20 protein-coding genes are annotated in these 14,988 nt (G+C 60.4%); 12 read left to right on the plus strand and 8 right to left on the minus strand.

The window, feature by feature from the left end; genetic code table 11:
• Nucleotides 1-233 precede the first annotated feature (233 nt).
• Together WKF55_07925 and WKF55_07930 are read left to right on the plus strand one after the other, a co-directional pair.
• Entirely contained in the window at nt 234-1,721 is a 1,488-nt protein-coding gene (locus WKF55_07925) for a hypothetical protein (GenBank protein ID MEJ7759509.1), read from the plus strand.
• Between the two features lie 142 nt (nt 1,722-1,863).
• Nucleotides 1,864-2,622, plus strand: coding sequence for a hypothetical protein (locus WKF55_07930; GenBank protein MEJ7759510.1), 759 nt, complete (start codon nt 1,864-1,866; stop codon nt 2,620-2,622).
• On the opposite strand, the gene WKF55_07935 is transcribed toward WKF55_07930, so the two are convergent.
• The 4 genes from WKF55_07935 to WKF55_07950 all read right to left on the minus strand — a co-directional run bounded on the left by WKF55_07935 (nt 2,546) and on the right by WKF55_07950 (nt 4,578).
• Complete coding sequence (locus WKF55_07935; protein ID MEJ7759511.1) at nt 2,546-2,905, minus strand: PIN domain-containing protein; 360 nt, start codon at nt 2,903-2,905, stop codon at nt 2,546-2,548. The two genes, WKF55_07930 and WKF55_07935, sit on opposite strands and share 77 nt — an antisense overlap.
• The gene (locus WKF55_07940; GenBank protein MEJ7759512.1) at nt 2,902-3,099 is read right to left on the minus strand and encodes a type II toxin-antitoxin system VapB family antitoxin; all 198 of its coding nucleotides are present in this window, start codon (nt 3,097-3,099) and stop codon (nt 2,902-2,904) included. The genes WKF55_07935 and WKF55_07940 overlap by 4 nt, the downstream gene beginning before the upstream one ends.
• A 77-nt stretch (nt 3,100-3,176) precedes the next feature.
• Nucleotides 3,177-3,551, minus strand: coding sequence for a BlaI/MecI/CopY family transcriptional regulator (locus tag WKF55_07945; GenBank protein ID MEJ7759513.1), 375 nt, complete (start codon nt 3,549-3,551; stop codon nt 3,177-3,179).
• A gap of 52 nt (nt 3,552-3,603) precedes the next feature.
• Nucleotides 3,604-4,578: a M56 family metallopeptidase gene (locus WKF55_07950; protein MEJ7759514.1), complete on the minus strand. Its 975-nt coding sequence runs from the start codon at nt 4,576-4,578 to the stop codon at nt 3,604-3,606.
• Nucleotides 4,579-4,803: 225 nt separating this feature from the next.
• Between WKF55_07950 and WKF55_07955 the strand changes: the two genes are divergently transcribed.
• The 4 genes from WKF55_07955 to WKF55_07970 are packed head-to-tail and all read left to right on the plus strand — an operon-like array spanning nt 4,804 to nt 7,415.
• Nucleotides 4,804-5,508, plus strand: a complete 705-nt coding sequence (locus tag WKF55_07955; protein ID MEJ7759515.1) for a hypothetical protein — start codon at nt 4,804-4,806, stop codon at nt 5,506-5,508.
• Entirely contained in the window at nt 5,509-6,234 is a 726-nt protein-coding gene (locus WKF55_07960; protein ID MEJ7759516.1) for a DUF4386 domain-containing protein, read from the plus strand.
• A gap of 54 nt (nt 6,235-6,288) precedes the next feature.
• Entirely contained in the window at nt 6,289-6,837 is a 549-nt protein-coding gene (locus tag WKF55_07965; GenBank protein ID MEJ7759517.1) for a hypothetical protein, read from the plus strand.
• Nucleotides 6,834-7,415 (plus strand): hypothetical protein, encoded by a 582-nt coding sequence (locus WKF55_07970; protein MEJ7759518.1) that lies wholly within the window; start codon nt 6,834-6,836, stop codon nt 7,413-7,415. Before WKF55_07965 ends, WKF55_07970 begins: the two co-directional genes overlap by 4 nt.
• A gap of 201 nt (nt 7,416-7,616) precedes the next feature.
• On the opposite strand, the gene WKF55_07975 is transcribed toward WKF55_07970, so the two are convergent.
• A complete protein-coding gene (locus tag WKF55_07975) occupies nt 7,617-8,054 on the minus strand; it encodes a hypothetical protein (GenBank protein MEJ7759519.1) in 438 nt (145 codons plus the stop codon).
• Between the two features lie 147 nt (nt 8,055-8,201).
• Nucleotides 8,202-8,519 carry a hypothetical protein gene (locus WKF55_07980; GenBank protein ID MEJ7759520.1) on the minus strand — a complete coding sequence of 106 codons (318 nt, stop codon included), beginning with the start codon at nt 8,517-8,519 and terminating at the stop codon, nt 8,202-8,204.
• 483 nt (nt 8,520-9,002) lie between these two features.
• Here WKF55_07980 and WKF55_07985 point away from each other — a divergent pair, with 483 nt between their 5' ends.
• The 6 genes from WKF55_07985 to WKF55_08010 all read left to right on the plus strand — a co-directional run bounded on the left by WKF55_07985 (nt 9,003) and on the right by WKF55_08010 (nt 13,664).
• A complete protein-coding gene (locus WKF55_07985) occupies nt 9,003-10,358 on the plus strand; it encodes a serine hydrolase domain-containing protein (protein MEJ7759521.1) in 1,356 nt (451 codons plus the stop codon).
• A complete protein-coding gene (locus tag WKF55_07990; protein MEJ7759522.1) occupies nt 10,355-10,798 on the plus strand; it encodes a hypothetical protein in 444 nt (147 codons plus the stop codon). Before WKF55_07985 ends, WKF55_07990 begins: the two co-directional genes overlap by 4 nt.
• Nucleotides 10,777-11,883 carry a histidine kinase gene (locus WKF55_07995; GenBank protein MEJ7759523.1) on the plus strand — a complete coding sequence of 369 codons (1,107 nt, stop codon included), beginning with the start codon at nt 10,777-10,779 and terminating at the stop codon, nt 11,881-11,883. The genes WKF55_07990 and WKF55_07995 overlap by 22 nt, the downstream gene beginning before the upstream one ends.
• On the plus strand, nt 11,880-12,611 hold the full coding sequence (locus WKF55_08000; protein ID MEJ7759524.1) for a LytTR family DNA-binding domain-containing protein: 732 nt from the start codon (nt 11,880-11,882) through the stop codon (nt 12,609-12,611). The genes WKF55_07995 and WKF55_08000 overlap by 4 nt, the downstream gene beginning before the upstream one ends.
• A 226-nt stretch (nt 12,612-12,837) precedes the next feature.
• On the plus strand, nt 12,838-13,179 hold the full coding sequence (locus tag WKF55_08005; protein MEJ7759525.1) for a metalloregulator ArsR/SmtB family transcription factor: 342 nt from the start codon (nt 12,838-12,840) through the stop codon (nt 13,177-13,179).
• Complete coding sequence (locus tag WKF55_08010; protein ID MEJ7759526.1) at nt 13,176-13,664, plus strand: SRPBCC family protein; 489 nt, start codon at nt 13,176-13,178, stop codon at nt 13,662-13,664. The genes WKF55_08005 and WKF55_08010 overlap by 4 nt, the downstream gene beginning before the upstream one ends.
• A 538-nt stretch (nt 13,665-14,202) precedes the next feature.
• Here the strand turns inward: WKF55_08010 and WKF55_08015 are convergent.
• Nucleotides 14,203-14,472, minus strand: coding sequence for a DUF2283 domain-containing protein (locus WKF55_08015; GenBank protein ID MEJ7759527.1), 270 nt, complete (start codon nt 14,470-14,472; stop codon nt 14,203-14,205).
• On the minus strand, nt 14,469-14,726 hold the full coding sequence (locus WKF55_08020; GenBank protein MEJ7759528.1) for a hypothetical protein: 258 nt from the start codon (nt 14,724-14,726) through the stop codon (nt 14,469-14,471). Before WKF55_08020 ends, WKF55_08015 begins: the two co-directional genes overlap by 4 nt.
• Between the last annotated feature and the right edge of the window lie 262 nt (nt 14,727-14,988).

Below are 14,988 nucleotides of genomic sequence, written 5' to 3' on the forward strand. Positions count from 1 at the left end.
GAAATCCCGTGGTTGCGACCTCGGCCATTGCATGCGTCACGGCGTTTTTGTGACGCGAACCCGAACAGCTGACGAGGCTGGTCAACGCGATCAAGGCAAAGCAACTGCGGGCAAAACTTCTAATTCGCACGATCCTCACTCGAGTCGATTTCTGCCGAGAACCATGCGCCACCCTGACGCTGATCCGTCGCGAGCGGGGTATGTCGTCACGTGTCCGAAGCCCTGGGAACCCGATGACCGCCAACATCGCGCGCTCGATGCTCACTGCGTCCCACGTCCTGATCATGATCCTTCTGACGTCCGGTTGCGCTACCACGCGGCCGCGGCCCGACGATCAGATTCTCCCGACCATCGTCGCTGTTTCCCGCGCCGCGACCAGCGTCGACTCCATCTGGCCCGGATACCGGCCGTTCGAGCGCGGATTTATCCTCTTTTCCCGCGAGGGCCCCGCGTGGCTCGTTGCCGAAAGTAGCCCGCCTGCGCCGTGGATTGCCGTGTCGTCAGCCGAGCCTGGCCTCACCGGCCGTCTCTATCGAAGGGAGGGCCCACTTCCTGGCCTGAATGGGGGCATCGACCTCGGCTATCCGGTTGGCGCACGCACCTACCCCGCGGTCGAGAACGAGCGCGGACGGAAAAAGACGCTCACGACACTCTTTCACGAGGCGTTTCATGCCTATCAGCGCGGTACCTTCGCTGGAACGGAGCAGCAGTCGGGATGGCAGTCCGTGCCACCGGATGCCGCAACGCCGAACATCGTGGCTGCGATCGAGATGGAGCGTCGCATTCTGGCCAGCGCTCTGGAGGCACCGCCGGGCGTGGCCACTGATTCGCTCATCGCCGCGTTTCTGACAGTGCGGAGCGAGCGGATGGCCGCGCTTCCCGACTCGGTACGTAGCGTCGATCGGCGGTTCGAGCGCATCGAAGGCACAGCGCACCTGGTCGGTTATCGCGCTTCAGCGACCGCATTGCACGCGGATTCAGCTGAGACTCGAGAGGATATCATCAGAACGCTCCGATGGAACCTGTCCGTGTTTGGAGGCGGACCGGAAAATTTTTACTTCCGCTGGCGCTCGTACGGAACGGGCGCGGCCATGGGATTGCTGCTCGATCGGCTCGGCGTGAGCTGGCAGCACGATCTCGCCGCCGGCGCGTCGTTCGATTCACTGCTCGGTCGCGCTGCGCATATCGGCGGCGACCCTTCGATGCTCGGTATCGCGCGCCGGCGCTTCGGGTACGACAGCCTGTTGCGGCGCGCCGGGCGCGACGCGGTCCCAAGGAGCGAGGATCCGATCGGCGACTTCCTTTCCCTCGAACCTTATCGGTTGATCGTGGAGATCCGTTGCGATTCTGCATGTACGCCGCGGGTGGGGGTGAGTTTCTCGTTTGTCGGCAAGGGGAGGAGTCCGACCTCGCCGGTTACGGCGGTAATGTTGCTGCCTTTGGTCAAACGGGCGTCGATGGGACTTCCCGAGCTCGACCTGGCGATCGAAGGCCGGCCATTGATGATCGACAGCCGCGAGCTGCCGATCTATCGCGTCGTGATCATGCTGCCGTCAGCGGTACGCATTGACGGGACGCTGGCGACCAGCATGTCGCCGCAACAGGGCGTCACGCATCGGATTACGGGAAAGGGCACTGAGATCGTTGTCCGCAGTCCTGCCCTGGAGTCGGTCGAGGTGGCCGGTCGTGTGACGACGCTTCACATTCGGATTCGATCATAACGCATGACCATGGCCGGCTATTCCACAGCGGGTTTATCTTCGTTCGTTGAGCGCCGTGGTATCTCGCGCTCGTAACTGAGCCAGACGCGTCATACCGCAAACACGCCTGGGACGAAAATGCGTGGATAGGAGGTCCGTCCTCATGATTCGGAATTTTTCTCCTACCCGTCTGCCGCCCCGGCTCCTCCTGGGCGCTACGGCCCTCGCGCTGGTGGCCGTGGGTACGACGCTGCGCGCACAAGAAGTCCGATTCTCGACCGTGCAGGGCTGGTCCGGCCACGACCTCGTAGGCGACCCGCGCGGCGTTGGCGCGACGGTGGGATTTCCCCTAGGCCGACTGATCGTGCTCCGAGTCGGGTATGAACGGCTGCGGTCCTCGCGGCACCGGACAGCAGAGACGTGCTTCGGCCTCCGTGACCCGGCAGACTGCCCGCCGGAACCCGTCCGTGAGGAGGCGCGACTCGGCGGGGCGGCTATCGCCCTTTCGGCCACACTCGCAAGCGGCCGCCACGTCGCGCTGAGCGTGGTGCCGCGCCTCGGCCTCGCCAACGCGAATGTCACTACGCGAGGGTTGGCGAGCGGGCGCACGTTGTCAGGCGATCAGCTGTTCGTCGCCGCCGACGTGGGCTTGGCGATGGCTATCGCGCCCAGCGCTTCCAGTCCGCTTGCGCTACACCTTGGCGCGAGCGCGGGCACCCTCTCGCCGCGGCGGGAGCTCATGCAGGTCGTGGATGGTTATACGGCCTTCACTGGCGGGTTCGGTTTGTCCCGAGTGGAGGCGGGACTCACGTGGCGCGCTCGCCGGCACAGCCGGCCGACGCGTGTCAGGCCGCCACTCCCATCTCGGCGGCGATCTTCGCGAGACGCCGGTCGAGCGTCCAGAGACGGGCGAGCGGGGTGATCGCCGTAGCGGCGAGGAGCTGAACATCGATGTAGCCGACGCCGCGCCCCATCAAGCGGCGATTATCGATTAGTGTCATCGCTTCCGCGTGCGACGCCTCACGCGCGACGGACAGCTCGCGAAGCAGCGCGACGATTTCGCGGCGGTTTGCGATGTTGCCGCACGCCAGCTCACCCAGCACGAGCGGATGGGTGAGCACCTCGCCCTCGGTGAGCGCTGCCTCCAGGCCGGTTCTCCCCGTGCGCAGGTGCTCGATCCAGACGGACGTGTCGGCGAGTATCACGGCGCGGCGACACGACGTCTCGGCACATTCAGAAGCTTCGGCTCGGTTGCGCCGAGTCTGGCGAGTCGCCGCGCGCTTTCGCGAGCGATCAGGGCGCGGAGCCCTTCATGAAGGAGGGCTGTCCGCTCGTCGATCCCCGTGAGCTTGTGCGCTTTGAGCAGCAACGCGTCATCGATATTGAGGGTGGTTCGCATGCATCAAACGTACATCACTTGATGCCCCCAAACAACATCACCGCATGACCCGCGCTTCTCACGCGCGACTGACGCTTCTATCGCCCCTTTTTAGAGCCCTTCAACAGCTCGCGCATGCGTGCCAGCTCCTTTTCCGACAGCCGCTGTTTCTCCACGAGGTGGGCGAGAAGCTTGATTGGCGATCCTCCGTAGATCTGGTTCAACACCCGATCGAGCGTCGACTCGCCGGCCGTCTCGGCGTCGATCGCGGGAAAGTAGATGTGCGTCTTCCCCTCCCCGCGGCGGTGCGAAACATAGCCTTTCATCTCGAGCGTCCGGATCATGCTTGATATGCTCGTGTACGCGAGGTCTGGATCGACGCGGTCGCGTACCGTGGTCACTGTCGCCTCGCCAAGTTCCCAGAGCACGCTCATTATGTCGAGCTCGCGCTGGGTCAGGTGATGTTCCGTCATGGTTGAGGCCTCTGGTTCGACGCAGCCTGACTGGTATTGGCCGAATTGACAATCACTTCGGTAACGTGCCTGCCGTCACGGCGACGTGCGCATCGGATTTGTGCCTCAGCACCGGATGCGGCATCGACAGCACGACGAAGAGGAGAGCGAATGCCAGGGCTGGCAGCAGGAACCGCTGCGCATGCCGGAGCGGTGTGGGCGCAAGAAGCAGCTTAAGGCGTTGCTCCAGCATCCCCACTCCGAGCAGCGCCGGCTGAAGCCGCGGACCGTGACTCGCGGCCTGCGCGACCTTGAGCAGCAGCTCGCCGTATGCGGTCGCGTCGCCGAGTGCCGACACCACCCGATTATCGCAATCCATCTCGACCGCGAGCCGCAGCCGTCGCAGCTGCCACCATAGGGCGAGGTTCCATGGCGTCAGGATTATCGGAAGCGACATCGCGAACAGCAGCCGCGCGTCGTGTGCTCTCCGGTGCTCGTCTTCATGCCGCAGGACGTATCGCCGTTGGGCTCCTGGCAGGGCGAGCACCCAGCGTGGGACCAGCACGCGTGAGCGCAGTACGCCTACCGTCGCAGGCCCCACGAGGTCAGTGACGACGACAGGGACGTCATCCACGATTGCGGCCCCTCCCGCGTTCCCTCGTCCGCTGCGTGAGAGCGATAGGATGCGTGACACCCGCCAGGCACTGGCCAGGCCCCAGATGATGAGCACGGCTGAGGTGATGAGCCAGAGGCGATGGATGATGGGATTGTACGACTCGATACGCGCTGACCAGCTCATCTGCGACGTTGGGGCCGACGTGGCTGCGAGCGGGTTGGCCGAAGGCGGCTGCACCATCTGTTGATCCACGACGTCAGTCACGGATGTGGCGTGGTTTGTCCGGTAGATGGGCGGGACGGCCATGGTGATTGCGATGACGACGCACCACACCCAGCGGCGCGGTGCCGTCGCGGGCAACACCCGCTCGACGAGACGCCCGGCAACACCGAGTAAGGTGCCGATGGCGGTCACATAGAGAATGCAGAGCATTTATCGCGTCCCTCCGGCGGCATGACGATCACAAGTCTACCCGGGGTCGTACGGGTTCGGGCCTCCCCCGGTTTCTCGAGGCGACGCCGTTTCGGCTCCACGAATCGACCAACGAGCGTCCCACGCCCTGAAACTAAAAACTAAGTTATTCCGTATCGAACTCCAATTCCTCTTCAACGGACTTTTTGATGCAGGTCGTCAGCGTCGCAGACGGGAGATGATTTCATGCGAATGACATTGGCGCTTCATATAATCACCGGTAGCCTCGGATTGATTTCAGGCTTCGTCGCCCTTTATGCAGCTAAGGGAGCGACGCTGCATCGCAAGGCGGGGATGGTCTTTGTCTATGTAATGCTGACAATGTCAGCGAGCGGTATCGTGGTAGCCGCGATCGGTGGCGTGGCGCCCAGGCTGAACATCCCCGCCGCGTTGCTGACGGCCTACCTCGTGGTCACCTCCCTGACCACGGTCAGACCTCTTGCCAGAGGTTCGCGTTGGCTGAATCTCGGCGCAATGGTAATAGCCCTCGCGCTGGGCATGGCCAATCTCATGTTCGGATTCCAGGCACTGGCCCGTGTTGGCGAAGCGAAAGACCAGATTCCCGCGTTTCCGTTTTTCATGTTTGGCGTAGTCGCGCTGCTGGGAAGTGCGGGTGATGCCCGCATGATAAGGTCCGGCGCACTTCGCGGCCCATTCCGGCTTGCGAGGCACCTCTGGCGTATGTCGTTCGCGCTCTTCATCGCAGCGATGTCGTTCTTTATCGGTCAGGCGAAGGTTATCCCCGAACCGGTGCGGATCTTTCCGCTACTCGCCATGCCTGTGCTCGCGGTGCTCGTCACGATGTTTTACTGGCTGTGGCGCGTTCGTATAAGCCGATCGTTCCACGTCGTCACGCCGGCGCGGAATCAGTCGGCAAGAACGAGGATCTAGATGGACGAGAGTTCAATCGACGGCACACAACTTCGATATGCGAGACTTGCCGGTTTCATGTACCTCGTCAACTACGCCACGGCTATAGTCGGGACTCTGATACCGTTGAGGATCAGAGGCCCTGGCGATTTCGCGGAGAGGGCTGAGAGAATCGTCGCTTCCGAACACCTTTATCGGATAGCGTTAACGACGTTTACGATTAGCTGGGTCATTATCGTGATCCTCGCCTTTTCACTGTACGTAGCCCTCGAGCCGGTGAACAAACGGCTGGCCCAGCTCGCGCTCCTTTTCGAGATAGGGCAGGCAGTCGTCGGCGGCGTCACCGTCATTTTCAGCTACGCGGTGCTTCAGCTTTACACCGTCACGCCGAGGAGTGGAGCATTTCAGGACGACCAGCTTCAGGGGCTGACCGCTGTTCTCTGGAGTGCCGCTGGGAGCGGCTTCCACATCTCGATGACGTTTCTGAGCCTTGGGTCAACGATTTTTTTCTATCTGTTCTACAAATCGCGATACGTTCCGAGACCACTGGCCGCCTGGGGCATGATTGCATCAGTCGTGTTGTTGATCGTGAGCCTCGGCGCACTGACATTTCCCGAGTACGCCCGCACGCTTCAGTACGGGTGGGGCGTGATGGGTATCGCCGAGGTCACCACCGGGTTCTGGCTGATGATCCGCGGTATCCGGCTGCAGAAAGCGAAACAACGGATGTCGGGTTATCATCAGTAAATACCGACGGCCGAATCGGCCGGGCGACTTACAACCGGTGACCATGGAGATGCAATGATGCTATTCGCAGCCGGGGTGACAAAGAGGCTTAGCGGCGGGGCAACGCTCATGACGTTTGGGTTGCTGACATCCATCGTCGCATGTCAGCCGCTGGTCACGTCGAACGATCCAACAGCCGCATCTCTCCGTACAGATTCCGTCGAAGTTGGAGTGCGTTTTAACGGAAAGGCGTATTCTGCGAAGATCGGATTTGTGTATGTCAACAATACGGACAGGCCTGTTTCCAAAGCGGGCTGCGGCGGGCCGATGGATCCCCAGCTCGAAAAAAACGTTGGCGGTCGTTGGGTTCCGGCCTACGAACCGGTGTATCTGCTTTGCCAGACCATCCCTGATTTCACGGTAGGAAGCGGAGAGAACTTCAACGGCGTGCTCGATTTTGTGGCATTTCAGCCGGGAAATAATAGCTACCCGACGCTCATGGTCGATTCGATTGACGGCACATACCGGCTTCGGTGGGACTTCACCGAGGGCGCCGTAGCACACGCAAAGGGAGCGAAGAAGGTCGCCGCTACCTCGAACGAATTCCAGATGGTTTTGCGTTGAGAAAGCTCGTTCTCACTCTGACGCTCGTGACTATTGGCGTCGTTCCCTGTTTTTCCCGCCCGGCGCACGCTCAGACCGTCGATTCCACGAGCCGTCTCGCCGCGCGAACGCCAAGAGCCGAGGATGTCGCGTCGCAGGAAGCGATTGTCGCCGCTTTGTACGACGTGATCTCCGGTCCGGCCGGGCAGCGCAGGAATTGGGACCGAATGCGGTCGCTGTTCGTGCCTGGCGCGCGATTGATCCCTGCGATCTACCGGCCTGACAGCGTCGCGAGCCTTCGAATGCTGGACGTCGAGCAATACATTAGCCGGGCCGGACCAGGTCTCGAATCGTCGGGCTTCTTCGAAAAAGAGATCGCGCGGCGCACCGAACGATATGGAGGGATGACTCATGTTTTCAGCACCTACGAGAGCCGGCGCGCGAGTGCAGACCCGGTGCCGTTTGCGCGTGGCATCAACAGCATCCAACTGTTCTTCGATGGCCGGCGCTGGTGGGTCGTTACCGTCTTCTGGGAAGGCGAGCGGCCGGTCAATCCGATTCCGGCTTCCTACCTGAAGAGCCCTGCCGCCGGAAAATGACCTGGGCGTTGCCCGCAGAATGTTCGACGTCGATGAACATCGAAATTATTGAAGAAGGTCCGTCACTTCTCGCTGCCTACGCGTCCGTTCCAATCGCGTTCGAGATTGTGGGGACGTTCGAGTCGCACATGGTTGGAACCATGACGTGATGATGCCAGTGGACGTACTTGTCGTACTCACCTCGGCAGCAGCAACGCCATGTCAGGTCGCGGGGCGCCAACCGCTCAGCCGACGCACAACGTAGACGGCGCTGCCGGCCGTGATACCCACCACGGATCCCGTGAGGCCATAGGCCACCACTTGGAAAGCGCGAAGAAGCGAGCCGTGTTCCGAGCGGCGGCTGCGCACCAGGCCAGCCCCCACACCGATCGCGGCCCCCATTGCGCCCCCCCATCCGGCGTACCGGCTGGCGGCCCGGACCTCCACCTCCAGATCGGGGCCTCCGCGACGCGCCGGGCCGGTGTCACGGTTCGTCCGGTGGTAATACGGTGCAGCAAGCGGCACGGCCGCGGCCCGGCCCGTGAGGCGTGCCCCCACCGGCTGACCGTCGCCCGCCTCGACGGCACTCGGCTGGGCGCCGACAGGTACCGCCAATGTTGCAAGAAGGCCAAGACTGCAGGCAATGAAGGCAATACGCATAGAGACTCGTCCGGTTGGCGGGCTAAACGCCTTCAGGCTGGCCCTTAGGTGGAAGTATCTACGAAAGTGGTGCAAGAACCCTCGTCAGGTTCGGCGTTCGGTTAGGCCGCACGAATGAACGTTGCACTTCGCACCATGAAGCGATATTCAACGGTCACCTTCGATAACAACCGTCCGCGCAGTGACGATGACCGGCAAACGGTCCTGTGTTGGCCCGGTCGTCCATACCGAAATACGTCGACCGGGAACAAGATCGCGGATCGATGCTTTGCCTCCGGCTCGCCAGACGACGCGCGCGGACGAAGGTACGTCAACCTCGGCGGCTTCGCAGCCTGGCTTGAGCCAGTCGCAGCCTGCGGGATCTTGGATCATATAGCCCCAGGAGCTCTTGAAACTGATCGTGCCGACGTGATGGGCCTTCGCATCTGGGATCGCCTTACATCCGATCGCGAGTACGACGCTCATTGAGCAAAGGAGCCGGCGATGCATGCAGTAAGCCGATGGCGGGAGCGGTCTTGTATCTGGTTCTTCATTGTTCTTCTGATCTGATTCTGCATCATTGATGTGGAGTGCGCCAGCTCGATGCGGTCTCGGTGGAAAACACCGTGCGTTAGCCGGAGCGGCGCATTCTGCTTTCGTCGCGAGAGCCTGAACAGCTGTAGGGGCCGACGGTGCCCTCGAGCCCGAATTACTCATTAGGACGGGTGTCGGCGACGGGGGAAACCGAAGAAGCTGGCATTGGTCGCGTGCAAGCGAAAGCTGCTCACGATGCTCAACATGATCGTGCGCACGAAAACGCTGACTGCATTGACAATGCAAAGTGCCTTGTGCGAAACGGGGGCGCGGCCGCAACCGGTCAGGCCGCTATTCAGCCGCTTGCGGCTGAACTGTGTGCGGGAAGTCGCCCAGAGGTGAAGTTGCCCTCGACCGATCACCAAAGGGGGGAAGATGAAAAAGTGGCTCGCGATGACATGTGTGGGGTCGTTCCTGTGCATTCATGAAGGCTTGCCGGCCCAGACCGCGGCACGCGTAGTGACATCGGGCGCGACGAGACTGGATAAATACATGGCACCGCTGCTCGATCTTCAGGTTTTCAGCGGGACGATTCTTGTGGCGCAAAGAGGTAGATACATCGTCGAGCGGTCGTATGGACTCGCGGACGTAGAGAATCGCATTCCCATACGTGGCTCGACTGTATTTCGAATCGCATCCATCTCGAAATCATTTACCAGGGCGCTCATAGGAAAACTCGCCGACCAGAAACTGCTGTCGATCGATGACACGTTGTCACGATGGCTGCCTGCGATTCCGTCGGCGAACCGCATCACGGTGCGCATGCTGCTCGATCACCGCTCCGGGATCCCGAATGTCAACTCCCTCCCGTACGACGAGGAAGCCTTCCAGCCAAATTCCCTTTCACAACTTGTTGATTCGATCGCACGTGGGCGCCTCGACTTCGAACCCGGAACACGTTACCGATACAGTAACGGCGGATACGCGGTTCTAGCCAGGGTAGTGGAGCTGGCCACACACGAACGGTTCGACAGAGTTTTGGACCGCGAGATACTCCATCCGCTGCATCTCGAACAGACCATTCATGAAGCCGATGGGATGATCGTGGAGCACCTCGCGCAGGGATACATGCCGAGCCCTGAGATGCCGAACCGACTTGTTCGTGCTCCGTTTCAGGAGATGAATACCAAGATGGGTGGAGGATCTCTGGTGTCGTCGTCTCGCGATCTGGTGAGATGGGCGCGAGCGATCGGCCGAAGCAATATTCTAAAGCATCGAACCTGGGCTGAGCTGTTCCCGGACAAGGACAGCGGATTCGCGTTTCAGGGCCGCGCGCCCGGGTTCAACGTCGTCATGCGGCACGACAGGAAACGCGACATCACCACCGTCGTTCTCAGCAACAACTACGCGGCGGGAATGGCAGCGGATGTCGCGTCGGGTGCCGAGGCGATTTGGCGAGGTGAAGCGCCGCGGGCTCTGCCTGTCGTGAGCCCAGTGAGAGCCCTTGCCCGCGATATGCGTACCCTCGCTGGTACATACAGCTTTCCCGATGGAGCATTGCCGGTGCCGCCTGGCACAAGCATCGAGATCCGGAGGGTTGAAAACAATCTCGTTGCGTACTTGGGATCGGTACCTGTCGATGTGCTCATTCCTCAGGGACCTCGAACCTGGCTCGCGCGGGCCCTTTGGTCGATGGTCGAAGCAACAGGCAGCGGCCTCGCCGCCGACTCGATCAAGGTGCGCGCGCTGTACAGAGACTTCGCATTCACGGCAAGGAGGAAGGTCAAGTGATCTTCCGGATACTCAGCCTGGCCGCGATGCTATTGTCTGATGAGGCGCTCAGCCAATCGAGCGCTGCTTCGGTGTCAGGAAGCGTCGATATTTATGTTGCCGCCCTCCGCTTCTTCACTCCTGCGCGAAATCAGGTGCGCTGGCTGGATTCGCGCCTTCTGACAGTGGAAGGCGATTCATCACGGACTCTCGCGCCAGAGATACGCGATTCACTTCTACGCCGGTTAGGCGTAAGATTCGAGAAGCTCACGGCCTGGCAGGAGACGGATTCAAGAAGCGGAGGAGTTGTCCGAATCTCTCCCATTGTCCATTTCACACCCGACTCAGTGGGAGTCAAGGTGAAGTACGTGCACCACATGCGGTGCCGGAATTACATGGAGAGCGACCTCTCACTGCTAATCGTGAAGCGAAAAGGCAAGTGGAATCTGGTAAAGTCGTAGCCAAATCGGCGACGGCGAAACGTCATACCTTCGACGTGAAGAAATTCCTTGCCCTTCAGCTAGTCGTATGGACGACGTATGGAGTCGTGCACTACGCGGCATCGATACCCGCAATTCTGCCGGAAGAACGACAAGTCATCGCAATCGCAAAGGCGGTGCGCGCCATTACGGGGTTTGGCGTCAGCAGCCTGCTTGTCCCTGTGCTTCAATGGAGGCGCTTCTCCCACCGCGCGACTCTCGGATTTATCGCAGGCCTGGGAGCGGTGATTGCCGCATTCGCCTGGATGTTTCTCGATCGTGTCGTTCTTGTCATTACCGCCTCTGCGTTCCAGCTCTCGATTCCATGGGACCGTTTCCCGCGCGGCATGGATCTGGACTACCTGTTCGTGATGCTGGCGTGGACGGGCGCATACGTTGGCCTCATGCTATTCGAGCGGAGCAGTGCCCAGCGCGAAGAGCTCCTGAAGCAACAAGTGGACATGCAGAGTGCCCGGCTGAGTCTTCTCGCCGCACAGCTCAACCCGCACTTTCTTTTCAACTCGCTGAACACAATCAGGTCGCTGGCGGCCGAGGATGCGACGCGAACCCGTGAGGTGGTGAGTCGACTCTCATCGTTCCTGAGGAGGGTCATCTCATTCGACGCCACGATACCGGTTCATCTGGGGCAGGAAATCGAGTTGGCGCGCGACTACCTCGGTGTCGAGCAGGCTCGATTCGAGTCGGCAATGGATGTGGCGTTCGAGATCGATCCTTCATCGGCAGACATCCTTGTGCCACCGCTGATTCTACAGCCCTTGCTGGAGAACGCCGTCAAGCACGGCGAGCCCGATTGTACCGGGATTCGGCGCATTCTCGTCACAGCGTCGATGAAGGAGGAAGAGCTACGTCTGCGAATCGAAAACAGCGGCTCCCTCATTGGAGCAAGTCGTTACGACGGGGTCGGACTGAAACTGACAGAGTCTCGGCTCGCTCACCTCTATGGCGACGCGCATGCCTTTCACCTTTCAGAAGGTGATCGCGTTGTGATCGCTGAAGTTACGATCAACGCACCGCTGCGGCGCGCTTCGGACGGAGAGCAGTCGTGATCAAGGCAGTCATCGTCGATGATGAGCTTCCGGCCAGGCGGGAGATGCGACGGTTACTCGATGAGCATGAAGGAATCCGGGTCGTTGGCGAAGCAGGTGACCTCGACGTTGGGCGCGGACTCCTGCTACGAACACGGCCAGATGTTGTCTTTCTCGACATTCGGCTCGGCCGCCGTTCGGGATTCGAGCTGCTCCCCGACATCGATGACGAGACCGCGGTGATCTTCGTGACCGCGTACGACCATTACGCTGTGCGCGCGTTCGAGGAGAGCGCGATGGACTACCTCGTGAAGCCCGTTGACCCGAGGCGGCTTCGGTCGTCGATCGATCGCCTTCGAGCACGACTTGCCGGCCCGGCGCCGGAGACAGATGCTCGCGCGCCAAAGTTGTACTCAGCCACCCGATGGGTGTTTCTCGACTCAGGCGGAACCCAGGAATTCATCGAGCTCGCCGACATCACTCACATCGAAGCCGAGGGCGGCAACACTCGTGTTTTCACTCGTGACGGACGCGCGCGCGGCAGCGCGCGAGGACTCGTGGATTGGCAGAGGCGTCTCGCCTCCGGCGACTTCGTCCGCGTGCACCGGTCGGCGCTGGTGAATCTCAAACACGTCGAGCGTGTCGAGCCATGGTTTCATTACAGCTACAGGATCAAGGTTCGCGGATTCCCCGATCCAGTAATCATGAGCCGGCGACACTCGGCGCGGCTGCGCGACGTCCTGGGTTAACGGACGGGACAACCTGTGGCGATTCGCACAGACAACACTCTCAAAGAGCAGGCCGTCAAACCAGTCTCTCGAACCTGCGCCGGCCAACAGGGATCATTCGATGCATCCGCACGGCTACCGCCTTTAGCTCCCAAGTCAGACAATACTTAGGTATTGACCTTAGTATTGTCCGATGATAGAATCTCTCGGTCAGATCGGGTAACCCAACAAATCGAATGGTGTTGAAATGGCCCAATCCGCAGTCGCTGACGATGTTTTTCATGCCTTGTCCAATTCGACTCGGCGCAAAGTCCTCGAGCAACTGTCTCTCGGACCAGCCACAGTCAGCGAGCTGGCAGCACCGTTCGACATGAAACTCCCGTCATTCGTGCAGCACCTATCGGTGCTCGAACAGAGCCGACTGGTGAAGTCGAAGAAGCGAGGGCGGGTGCGGACCTATGAGATTGCCCCCAAACGGTTCAAAGTCGCTGAGCATTGGCTGACCGAGCAGCGTCAATTGTGGGAGGCCCGATTGGACCGGTTCGACGAATACGTCAAACAACTCGAGGAGCGGGAATCAAAATCATGAGCAAGCCCATAACGATTAATCCGAAACTTGATTTCGCTCTCGAACGGTTCATCGACGCTCCCAGGCATCTCGTCTGGGAAGCGTTGACGAAACCGGAACATCTCAAGGAGTGGTACATGCCCAAGCCTTGGGGTCGTATTTCGAATTGCGAAATGGACGTGCGACCGGGCGGCATCTTCCGTATCGACATTGCAGTGGGCGAGGGTCAGGAGTTTCCCAATCTCGGCTGTTTCCTGGAAGTCATTCCGATGGAGCGGCTCATCTGGACTTCCATGTTGTTTCCCGGCTATCGTCCGGCAGTCTTTGACGACATTCCGATCACCGCCATCGTCACGATGGAAACCGTGGGAGCCGGAACTCGCTACGTCTTCACGGCGCTGCACCGGGATGAAGCAGACTTTGAGAAAAATAAGGCGACGGGTTGGCAGCAGGGGACCGAGATCGCCGTCGACCAGTTTGTGGCGCACGTGAAGTCGATGAAATAGTTCAGCGTGACTCGCGGCGCTTGTCGACTTGCGCCGCACGTGCCCCGTGGGTTCACAGGATCTTACGATTGGGGTAAAAAAATGGCACACACCAGACGCAGGTCTCGAATTGGGCCGACAGGACGCGGATTTTCCCGCCGCTTGAACTGAGCGGCAGCCCAACGCTGGAGTTCAGCTACGGGCGAATTAAACAAAATGCGAGCGTAGCGAGATTCAATAACTTCAACGAGTGTCAGGCCGCGCCCGAGCGAGACGGGCTCCAATGCATGGCTGGGCGCCGACCAGTGATCGCGCAATCGCGAAGATACAAGTTGATTAGCGTCTGATACGGAACATCGAGCTCCCCGGCGAGACCCTTGGAATATTCCACCGTTGCCGTATCAAGTCGCATCGTCACGGATTGCTTGAGGCGCTTGGCGTAAGGGTTTCGCTTGGCCTTGGGTGCCGCAAGCGAATTATATAATCCGGAGCGCAGCGAGCAACAATAAATCGCTTGTCGGCATCAGCGTGTGTCATACAGACCGCGCACAAACTCGACTTAGGCGGCCCGAAGCGGCGCAAGATCGGTGCGGCGGACTGGATCGCACCCCAGTTCGCGAAGCACACGATTGAGTGCCGCGAGTTTCAACTGTCCGGGGGCTGTTATTTCAATGCCGAGCGGGCGACCGCGCGCGTCCAGATCGATGATCATGCCTGGATCAACCCGTTGAGTGCGAACGCTCTTCGACCTACTCGCGCGCGGGAGGTAAAAGTACGCGGCGAGCGGTTGGCCGTGCCGATACGTGACTTCGAGATAGGCTTCCTTCATGATTCAACAGGATACGCGGTGATCACCACTACAAGTTGCGCATCGGCATCCGGTTCCACAATAACTTCCCAAGCGGCGCGACGGTGCCGTGTAGCGACGATCCAGCGGCCAGCAACGACGTCAGGTCGAATACCAGTCGCGACGGAGAGCATGCGGCGCACCTCAAGCTCGTTGAAACTCCGGTCGAGCATGCGCTTGAACAGATGCGAGCTCAGTGCAATATCCCAGTCCCACCACGCGGGCCACTGCGGCATTCTAGACTCGGCGAGCGTTGAGGAGAGAAGGAGTCACCTGTTCTGTAACGCCTTCAGTTAAGCTGTGGGCCGATCAAACAAGATGCGAGCGAACTTCGTTAAATCGCCCGTCAACTTCAACGTGTGCTAGACAGGGCCCGGAATGGTCCAGCGACTCGCGAACGCTTGCGCCCCAAGGCATAGGAGCAAGACGAACGCCTGAGGTTGAGGCACGGCGAATGTTGCAGCGATGCCAAATAGTAGGAAGATCCAATTCGCTGCG

This window comes from Gemmatimonadaceae bacterium, from assembly GCA_037721215.1.
Taxonomy (GTDB): Bacteria; Gemmatimonadota; Gemmatimonadetes; order Gemmatimonadales; family Gemmatimonadaceae; genus UBA4720.

What these genes read in the sequence shown, in the direction of transcription:
- WKF55_07925 (MEJ7759509.1), top strand. Translation starts at nt 234, where the DNA reads ATGACCGCCAACATCGCGCGCTCGATGCTCACTGCGTCCCACGTCCTG.
- WKF55_07930 (MEJ7759510.1), top strand. Translation starts at nt 1,864, where the DNA reads ATGATTCGGAATTTTTCTCCTACCCGTCTGCCGCCCCGGCTCCTCCTG.
- WKF55_07940 (MEJ7759512.1), bottom strand. Translation starts at nt 3,099, where the DNA reads ATGCGAACCACCCTCAATATCGATGACGCGTTGCTGCTCAAAGCGCAC.
- WKF55_07945 (MEJ7759513.1), bottom strand. Translation starts at nt 3,551, where the DNA reads ATGACGGAACATCACCTGACCCAGCGCGAGCTCGACATAATGAGCGTG.
- WKF55_07950 (MEJ7759514.1), bottom strand. Translation starts at nt 4,578, where the DNA reads ATGCTCTGCATTCTCTATGTGACCGCCATCGGCACCTTACTCGGTGTT.
- WKF55_07955 (MEJ7759515.1), top strand. Translation starts at nt 4,804, where the DNA reads ATGCGAATGACATTGGCGCTTCATATAATCACCGGTAGCCTCGGATTG.
- WKF55_07960 (MEJ7759516.1), top strand. Translation starts at nt 5,509, where the DNA reads ATGGACGAGAGTTCAATCGACGGCACACAACTTCGATATGCGAGACTT.
- WKF55_07965 (MEJ7759517.1), top strand. Translation starts at nt 6,289, where the DNA reads ATGATGCTATTCGCAGCCGGGGTGACAAAGAGGCTTAGCGGCGGGGCA.
- WKF55_07975 (MEJ7759519.1), bottom strand. Translation starts at nt 8,054, where the DNA reads ATGCGTATTGCCTTCATTGCCTGCAGTCTTGGCCTTCTTGCAACATTG.
- WKF55_07980 (MEJ7759520.1), bottom strand. Translation starts at nt 8,519, where the DNA reads ATGAGCGTCGTACTCGCGATCGGATGTAAGGCGATCCCAGATGCGAAG.
- WKF55_07985 (MEJ7759521.1), top strand. Translation starts at nt 9,003, where the DNA reads ATGAAAAAGTGGCTCGCGATGACATGTGTGGGGTCGTTCCTGTGCATT.
- WKF55_08005 (MEJ7759525.1), top strand. Translation starts at nt 12,838, where the DNA reads ATGGCCCAATCCGCAGTCGCTGACGATGTTTTTCATGCCTTGTCCAAT.
- WKF55_08010 (MEJ7759526.1), top strand. Translation starts at nt 13,176, where the DNA reads ATGAGCAAGCCCATAACGATTAATCCGAAACTTGATTTCGCTCTCGAA.
- WKF55_08015 (MEJ7759527.1), bottom strand. Translation starts at nt 14,472, where the DNA reads ATGAAGGAAGCCTATCTCGAAGTCACGTATCGGCACGGCCAACCGCTC.
- WKF55_08020 (MEJ7759528.1), bottom strand. Translation starts at nt 14,726, where the DNA reads ATGCCGCAGTGGCCCGCGTGGTGGGACTGGGATATTGCACTGAGCTCG.